Here is a 7,710-nt window from a genome sequence, read left to right as displayed (position 1 = left end):
CAGTGTGTCACAAGCGCCTCAGCAGCGCCGGTGAAGGGGGTTCTAAGCATTACAAACATACACCGCAAGCAGAAAATTCCCGAAACTCTCGAAAATCTTCAAAACAATTATTTACTGAAATAAAACAAATGCTTACAAATAGAACCGCGCCCAAATACGGCGACCAACCGCCAAGATGCGTACGGAAAATTGTGTTTCGCACAGGCTTGCTGGCAGACTCAGGCCGAGTCGGGCGGAATCGCACCTCGGAATCGGCTCATCAGGGTCGAGATCGGTAGGCGCAAAGCAAGCAAAGCCAAAATCACGGACAAATAGATCAAGGGTTCGATCTGAAATCCTTTGGCCTGCATTACATAATGCACGCCCCCCAGAACTGCTGCCGGATAGACCAAACGCTGAAGCGCGCGCCAGCCCGGGCCAAGCTGCCGTACTGAAAAGTTGTTCGACGTCACGGCCAGTGGCAGCGTCAGAACAAATGCCGCCATACCCACAGTTATATAGGGGCGCTTCAGGATGTCCGCCCAGATCTGCCCGGGGGCCTGCACATCCAATACCAGCCAAACCAAAAGATGCAGACTGATATATATAAATGTCAAAACGCCCAGCGCCCGCCTGAACTTGATCAGGTTCACGCCGACAAACCTGCGCAGGGGCGATATAGCCAGAACAACAATCAAAAACTGCAATGCCAGTTTGCCGTACTTATGCTCAAGAGCCTCAATCGGGTCGGCACCCAAACCTCCGGTCAGCCCTTGATAGAACAGCCAGGGTGCCGGCAGGACCCCCAGCAAATAGACGGCCCAAACAGGGATCCGACGGAATATCTGGTTCAGCGCGCTCATACTCTCAATAATGCTTGGACAGATCCATGCCTTCGTAAAGCCCGGCGACCTCGTCCTCGTAGCCATTGAACATGAGCGTCGGGATGCGCTTGGCAAACAGCCCACCGCCGATTTGACGCTCCGAGGCCTGCGACCAGCGCGGGTGATCCACGTTGGGGTTCACGTTACTATAGAAACCATATTCGCGCGGACCGGCCATGTTCCAGCTTGTCGGCGGCTCAACATCTGACACCGTAATGCGCACGATCGACTTGATGGATTTGAACCCGTATTTCCACGGAACCACCAGACGCAACGGTGCGCCGTTCTGGTTCGGGATCGGCCGGCCATAAATACCAGTGGCCATCAGGGTCAGCGGGTGCATTGCTTCGTCCAGCCGCAGACCTTCACGGTACGGCCAGTCCAGAACCGGATACTGAACACCCGGCATTTCATCTGGACGATAAGCGGTTTCAAAGGCAACGTATTTGGCGCCTTCCTGAACACCGGCCATGTTCAGCAGGTCGGCCAGTTCAAACCCGTTCCAAGGGATCACCATCGACCATGCCTCGACACAGCGAAACCGGTATATCCGTTCTTCGACGGTCATTTCGGACAGGATGTCCTTGAAATTGTAATCGCCGGGCTTGTCCACCAGACCGTCAATCTTGATGCTCCACGGCTCAGTAACAAGAGTATAGGCGTATTTTGCAGGATCTTCTTTCCGAGTACCAAACTCGTAATAATTGTTATAACCGGTGATCTCTTCCCAGGTATTCGGCTCCAGCGCCTCTTGCGCGGCTGCCCCCTGCGCCAGCCCTGCCAATCCGACACCCGCAATCCCGGCCATCATCTGGCGCCGGTTCAGAAACGCCGCCCGGGGGGTGACGTCGACATGTGTCAATGTGTTGGTCCAGCGATGCGCCATCTAAGTCTCCGTCTTCATACATCCTCTGAGGTGAGGTAGTCCGCTGATAGCACAGAGCCAAGGAAACAGGCCTCACGATTGAGCGACCAGTTTGTAACGTATCAGGGGGGGGGTGAGGCTGTTGTCGCGGCACCACCTGTGGTCACCACCTTTACAACGCAGGCCTCAAAAATGCAGGCTGGGCCGCAGGTATTACCAACAAGGGAAAAGATGGACGACCCATCCAACGATTGAAATCCACCAGTGGGAGAAGAAGAATGTGTGACATCTGCGTTATGAATGCCGTCAAAGATCGAATGCTGTCGCGGCGGAGTTTCTTCAAAGCTGCGGCCGCCACGAGCGTTGCGGCTGCGACCACCGGAGCGATTGCACCAGCAGCGCTGGCCGCAGGTCATGGCGGGGTCGAGGACATGACCCATACGCTCAGCCCCGACTTTCCGACTTGGGGAGGCGAACCCGGCATTTCGGCCGAACAGGCGTTCAACTTCGCGGATCACGGCTTTAACCTGTTCAATCTGTCGATCAACGAACATACCGGCACGCATATAGATGCGCCCCTGCATTTCTCCGCAGATGGCATGTCGGTTGATGAGATCCCGGTGACCGATCTGGTCGCGCCGCTTTGTGTCGTCAATATCGCCGCCCGCGCGGCCGAAGACGCCGACACCCGCGTTACCCCGGACGATCTGAAGGCGTGGATTGCGGCCAACGGAGACATCCCCGACGGCGCTTGCGTAGCGATGCATTCCGGTTGGTCCGGCAAGACCGCCACGGACGGGTTCCGCAATTTCGACGGTGAGGCGCAGCACTATCCCGGGTTTCACGTCGAAGCGGCGCAGATGTTAATGGAAGACACCGGCGCGCGGTCGATTGCGGTGGATACCCTGTCGCTGGATCACGGCATGTCTGCTGATTTCGCCACCCACTATGCCTGGCTGCCCTCGGGCCGGTTTGGCATCGAATGCCTTGCGGGCCTGGATCGGGTTCCGGCCGCGGGGGCCACGCTGGTCATCGGCGCACCGAAACATGCTGGCGGCACCGGAGGTCCGGCACGGATATTCGCGTTGGTCTAAAGCCACGATGCACTAGTGATGCAGCATACCTTCAAAGCACGGACCGATGCCCAAACCCATTGCCGAAATCACGCATCGTTACGATACAGCCGCGCCCCGGTGGCGGGACAAGATGCGCGCGCTTGGGTACTATGATGGCTACCTAGAATTCCTGACCTCGGGATTGCCTGTCGCTGACGAAGCGACACATGTGGTCGATATTGGGGCTGGCACTGCGTCCTTCGCCGAGGCCTGGGTAGCGGTCCACGGAAAACCGGCCAGGTTAACCTTACTTGAACCCAGCGCGGGGATGATCAGGCAAGGCCAAAAGGCTCTGCGGGCGCGGGGGGTCGAACCAGAACTAGCCCAAGGGGTGCTAGGCAATGTCAATCTAGACCCGGTGGGCGTAGCTCTTGCGGCCCATGTGATTGAACATTGCGCAGATCCGTCCCAAGCCTTGCAAGACATTCACAGACTGCTGCGCCAGGGGGGTCGCCTGTTTTTGGTGGTATCAAAGCCACATTGGTGTAACGCCATCATCTGGTTGCAATGGCGACATAGAACGTTTCAGCGCGCGGAGATCTTAGAGCTGCTAGATGAAGCAGGTTTTGATTGCGAAACGGTCTATTCTTTCCCATCTGGCCCACCCTCTCGGACAAGCCGGGGGTTAGTCGCAAAAAAACGCGGGTAAATTCAAGAATGGACCCACCAGTCAAGCGGGTCCATTCAACAATCAGTTTAGGTTCAATGCACCACGGCATCATCCGGTCGTGGTCGCTCAGACGTGCCCAGCCGATCGCCTATGATCAGGCCCTCGGCCCCGGCGGTGACCGGAATAGACTCGCCATCCTTGATCTCACCCGCCAGCAGCGCCTCGGCCAGCGGGTTCTGCAAGGCGCGTTGGATCACGCGTTTCAGTGGGCGAGCACCGAAGACCGGGTCATAGCCCTCGTTGGCCAGCCATTCCTTAGCCCCGTCGTCCAGAACCAGCTCGATCTTCCGCGCGGCCAGGCGTTTTTGCAGGCGTGCCATTTGGATATCGACAATGCCATCCATATCACCCCGTTTCAGGCGGTCGAAGATGATCGTTTCGTCCAGACGGTTCAGGAATTCGGGCCGGAAATGCGCCCGGACCGCATCCATCACATCCCGCCGCGCTTGTGCACTGTCGGCACCGTCGGGCAACTGGCTGAGCGCCTGAGAGCCGAGGTTCGAGGTCAGGATGATCAGCGTCTGCTTGAAGTCCACGGTACGGCCCTGACCATCGGTCAGCACACCATCATCCAGTACCTGCAACAGCACGTTGAACACATCCGGATGCGCCTTTTCGACCTCATCGAACAGCACGACTTGATAGGGCCTGCGCCGCACGGCTTCGGTCAGCACACCGCCTTCGTCATAGCCGACATAGCCCGGAGGGGCGCCGATCAGACGGGCAACCGCGTGTTTCTCCATGAACTCGGACATGTCGATGCGCACCATCGCGTTGTCGTCGTCGAACAGGAAGTTCGCCACCGCCTTGGTCAGCTCGGTTTTTCCCACGCCGGTTGGTCCGAGGAACAGGAACGAACCCAGCGGACGGCCTTCGTCGTTCAAACCTGCACGAGCACGGCGCACGGCATTTGAGACAGCCGTGACCGCCGCATCCTGACCAATGACGCGGGAATGCAGATCGTCTTCCATCCGCAGCAGCTTTTCGCGCTCGCCTTCCAGCATTTTCGAGGTCGGGATACCGGTCCAGCGTTCGACCACCGAAGCGATCTGTTCCGGACGCACCGTTTCCTCGGCCATCATCTGGCTGCTTTCGGCGTTTTCGGCCTCGGTCAGCTTTTTCTCAAGCTCGGGGATGACGCCATAGGACAGCTCACCCGCCTTGGCGAGGTTGCCTTCGCGTTTGGCGATTTCCAGATCGGCCCGTGCCTTGTCGAGCTGTTCCTTCAGATCGCGCGCACCAGCCAGCTTGTCACGTTCGGCTTGCCACTGTGCAGTCATCTCGGCGGATTGCTCCTGCAGATCGGCCAGATCCTTTTGCAAGGTTTCCAGACGATCCTTCGATGCCGCATCATCTTCGAGCTTCAGCGCCTGCTCCTCGATCTGCATCTGCAGAATCTGACGATCCAGCTGATCGAGTTCTTCGGGCTTGCTGTCCACTTCCATCCGCAAGCGAGCCGACGCTTCATCGACAAGGTCGATAGCTTTATCGGGCAGGAAGCGATCAGTGATGTAGCGATGCGACAGGGTCGCTGCCGACACCAAAGCCGAGTCCGAGATACGCACACCATGGTGCAACTCGTACTTTTCCTTGATACCGCGCAGGATGCTGATCGTGTCCTCGACAGTCGGTTCCTGAACCACAACCGGCTGGAACCGGCGCGCCAAAGCCGCGTCTTTTTCCACGTATTTACGATACTCATCCAGCGTGGTGGCACCGATACAATGCAGCTCACCCCGGGCAAGCGCAGGCTTGATCAGGTTGGCAGCATCCATCGCGCCGTCGGATTTGCCCGCGCCAACCAGCGTGTGCATCTCATCAATGAACAAAATGATTTCACCGGCGGCTTCAGTCACTTCGGTCAAAACCGCCTTGAGGCGTTCTTCGAACTCACCACGGTATTTCGCACCTGCGATCAGCGCACCCATGTCGAGCGCGAGCAGCTTTTTATCCTTTAGCGATTCCGGCACATCCCCATTGATGATGCGCAGGGCCATACCTTCGGCAATCGCTGTTTTACCCACGCCGGGCTCGCCGATCAGAACGGGGTTGTTCTTGGTGCGGCGCGACAGAACCTGCATCGAGCGGCGGATTTCCTCATCCCGCCCGATAATCGGGTCGATCTTGCCCTCAGCCGCCGCTTCGGTCAGGTCACGCGCGTATTTCTTGAGCGCATCATAGCCCTCTTCTGCCGAGGCGGTGTCAGCGGTGCGCCCTTTGCGGATGTCATTGATGGCTTCGTTCAGTTTCTGCGCCGTCACCGCGCCATCTTCCAAAGCATCCTTGGCTTTGGATTTCACCATGCACAGCGCCATCAGAATACGTTCAACCGGCACGAAACTATCGCCTGCCTTGGTGGCGATCTTTTCAGCTTCATCCAGAACTTTGGCGGTCTGACCATCCAGATAAACCTGGCCCGCATCGCCGCTGACCTTGGGAATTTTGGCCATGGACGCATCCAGTGCGTTAACGACACGGCTGGGCGCTCCGCCTGCGCGGGTGATCAGATTGCTGGCCAGCCCCTGATCATCGTCCATCAAGGCTTTGAGTATATGTTCAGGGGTCAACCTCTGGTGCCCCTCGCGCATCGCAATCGTTTGCGCTGCCTGCACGAAACCTCGTGCCCGCTCGGTGAACTTGTTCAAGTCCATATTTTGCTCCTTCTCTAAGCGCCCGGTTTTGACGCGCCCGCCTGGCAGCGCGCGTCGGTCTGGGCCTCACATTCAATCTGGGAAATATCTTGCGCGGTTCAAGGGGTCTGCCAACAGAATCCAACCTACCGACGCGGCACAGAATAAACTGTATACCCCCCAGTTTTCGCCACAGAACGCGCACCGTACATATCGACAAGCGATTGCGCTGCATCGCTGCCCGTCGGGCAGGAAACCAGATCGGCGGCGTCATCCAGAAAATCCACGGTAAAGGCGGATTCCCCTGTAACCTGACAGTCATCATCCATCGAACGATAACCGCCAATCAGCCGGAGGTTGTCGTTTGTCGGAGACCTCAGGACTGTATCAGCAGCCTCTTTTTCCAGCGCCATGTCCTGACACCCGGCCAGCATCAGCCCCGCGCAGATTGCGATAGTGGGTTTCGTAAACTGTCTCATTCCGAATTCCGTCCCAGTTGCACAACGCGATAATAGCACAGTCGGAAACCTCTGCCGTGATCTGAATCACGTAAGGCGCGCATGGACAGAAGCGCACGAAACCGTTAGGACGCAGACGTTTGCCAAAAAGGAGCCCCCAATGTCCGATGACCGCCTGATTGTAGCCCTTGATGTCCCCAACGCCCTCGACGGTCTGGCCTTGGCCGAGCGGCTGGGGGACAGTGTCTCATTCTACAAGATCGGCCTGGGAATGCTGACAGGGGGCGGGCTAGCCCTGGCGAACGAGTTAAAGCAGGATCAGGGCAAGCGCATCTTTCTGGACATGAAACTGTTCGACATCGGTAATACGGTGGAAAATGCGGTGCGTGGTCTGGCACAGTTCGATTTGGATTTCCTGACCGTTCATGGTGACCCGCACGTGGTGCGGGCCGCCAAAGAGGGCGCGTCTGGCAAAGACCTCAAGATCCTGGCCGTAACCATCCTGACCTCGTTGAACCGGGATGATCTGGATGCCAGCCTGCTGAAGTCGGGCGATGTCCAGGACCTGGTTGTCGAACGCGCGGCCAAAGCGTTGGAGGCGGGTGCCGATGGCGTCATCGCCAGCCCGCAAGAGGCCGCGCTGATCCGTGCCCTGCCCCAAGCCGAAAACCGCTTGATCGTGACACCCGGTGTTCGGCCCGCCGGTGCCGCTCTGGGAGATCAGAAACGGGTCGCAACCCCGGCAAATGCCATCGGTGATGGTGCCGATCACATCGTCGTCGGGCGCCCAATCTATCAGGCGCAAGACCCTAAAGCCGCCGCAGAGGCGGTGCTTGCAGAGTTAAATTCCTTATCCCGACACTAGGGCAATCCGGCTAAATCAGGCTAAATTTTCGCAAGAACAACCCGCAAACAGTTGACCTTAGGTCACTTTTCACCCGATCCGCGCCAAATCGTCCCTGTGCCCCAAAACACACATGCAAAACACGAGTTTCCACTGTGTGAACTGGGTTCTATCGAAAAATTCGATTTTGAGAGAATCTAAGTAGGTGATACTCCCCGCGGACCATCTCTTCCTGAGGTCCGTCACCTCCCCCCGCCACTTTGCG

General features: G+C 57.7%; 7 protein-coding genes. 3 read left to right on the top strand and 4 right to left on the bottom strand.

The window, feature by feature from the left end; translation table 11 throughout:
- Window positions 1-218 precede the first annotated feature (218 nt).
- Both msrQ and msrP read right to left on the bottom strand, forming a co-directional pair.
- The gene (msrQ, locus tag AC2FIM_RS12520) at window positions 219-842 is read right to left on the bottom strand and encodes a protein-methionine-sulfoxide reductase heme-binding subunit MsrQ (RefSeq protein ID WP_271951856.1); all 624 of its coding nucleotides are present in this window, start codon (window positions 840-842) and stop codon (window positions 219-221) included.
- A 4-nt stretch (window positions 843-846) separates the two neighbouring features.
- Window positions 847-1,749 carry a protein-methionine-sulfoxide reductase catalytic subunit MsrP gene (msrP, locus tag AC2FIM_RS12515; protein WP_271951859.1) on the bottom strand — a complete coding sequence of 301 codons (903 nt, stop codon included), beginning with the start codon at window positions 1,747-1,749 and terminating at the stop codon, window positions 847-849.
- A gap of 257 nt (window positions 1,750-2,006) precedes the next feature.
- Between msrP and AC2FIM_RS12510 the strand changes: the two genes are divergently transcribed.
- Together AC2FIM_RS12510 and AC2FIM_RS12505 are read left to right on the top strand one after the other, a co-directional pair.
- The gene (locus tag AC2FIM_RS12510) at window positions 2,007-2,822 is read left to right on the top strand and encodes a cyclase family protein (protein WP_271951861.1); all 816 of its coding nucleotides are present in this window, start codon (window positions 2,007-2,009) and stop codon (window positions 2,820-2,822) included.
- A gap of 46 nt (window positions 2,823-2,868) precedes the next feature.
- A complete protein-coding gene (locus AC2FIM_RS12505) occupies window positions 2,869-3,492 on the top strand; it encodes a class I SAM-dependent methyltransferase (RefSeq protein WP_271951863.1) in 624 nt (207 codons plus the stop codon).
- A 53-nt stretch (window positions 3,493-3,545) separates the two neighbouring features.
- Here the strand turns inward: AC2FIM_RS12505 and clpB are convergent, their stop codons facing one another.
- Window positions 3,546-6,164 (bottom strand): ATP-dependent chaperone ClpB, encoded by a 2,619-nt coding sequence (gene clpB / locus AC2FIM_RS12500; protein WP_142639513.1) that lies wholly within the window; start codon window positions 6,162-6,164, stop codon window positions 3,546-3,548.
- 125 nt (window positions 6,165-6,289) lie between these two features.
- Window positions 6,290-6,622: a hypothetical protein gene (locus AC2FIM_RS12495; RefSeq protein WP_142639515.1), complete on the bottom strand. Its 333-nt coding sequence runs from the start codon at window positions 6,620-6,622 to the stop codon at window positions 6,290-6,292.
- 139 nt (window positions 6,623-6,761) lie between these two features.
- Between AC2FIM_RS12495 and pyrF the strand changes: the two genes are divergently transcribed.
- Window positions 6,762-7,466: an orotidine-5'-phosphate decarboxylase gene (pyrF, locus tag AC2FIM_RS12490; RefSeq protein ID WP_281973698.1), complete on the top strand. Its 705-nt coding sequence runs from the start codon at window positions 6,762-6,764 to the stop codon at window positions 7,464-7,466.
- Window positions 7,467-7,710: the final 244 nt, after the last annotated feature.

This window comes from Ruegeria sp. CDSC052 (assembly GCF_059610685.1).
The sequence above is the reverse complement of the archived record's forward strand: the minus strand, read 5'-3'. Positions and strand labels throughout refer to the sequence as shown.

Coding starts and splice junctions, on each gene's coding strand:
- msrQ (WP_271951856.1), bottom strand. CDS start 842: ATGAGCGCGCTGAACCAGATATTCCGTCGGATCCCTGTTTGGGCCGTC.
- msrP (WP_271951859.1), bottom strand. CDS start 1,749: ATGGCGCATCGCTGGACCAACACATTGACACATGTCGACGTCACCCCC.
- AC2FIM_RS12510 (WP_271951861.1), top strand. CDS start 2,007: ATGTGTGACATCTGCGTTATGAATGCCGTCAAAGATCGAATGCTGTCG.
- AC2FIM_RS12505 (WP_271951863.1), top strand. CDS start 2,869: ATGCCCAAACCCATTGCCGAAATCACGCATCGTTACGATACAGCCGCG.
- clpB (WP_142639513.1), bottom strand. CDS start 6,164: ATGGACTTGAACAAGTTCACCGAGCGGGCACGAGGTTTCGTGCAGGCA.
- AC2FIM_RS12495 (WP_142639515.1), bottom strand. CDS start 6,622: ATGAGACAGTTTACGAAACCCACTATCGCAATCTGCGCGGGGCTGATG.
- pyrF (WP_281973698.1), top strand. CDS start 6,762: ATGTCCGATGACCGCCTGATTGTAGCCCTTGATGTCCCCAACGCCCTC.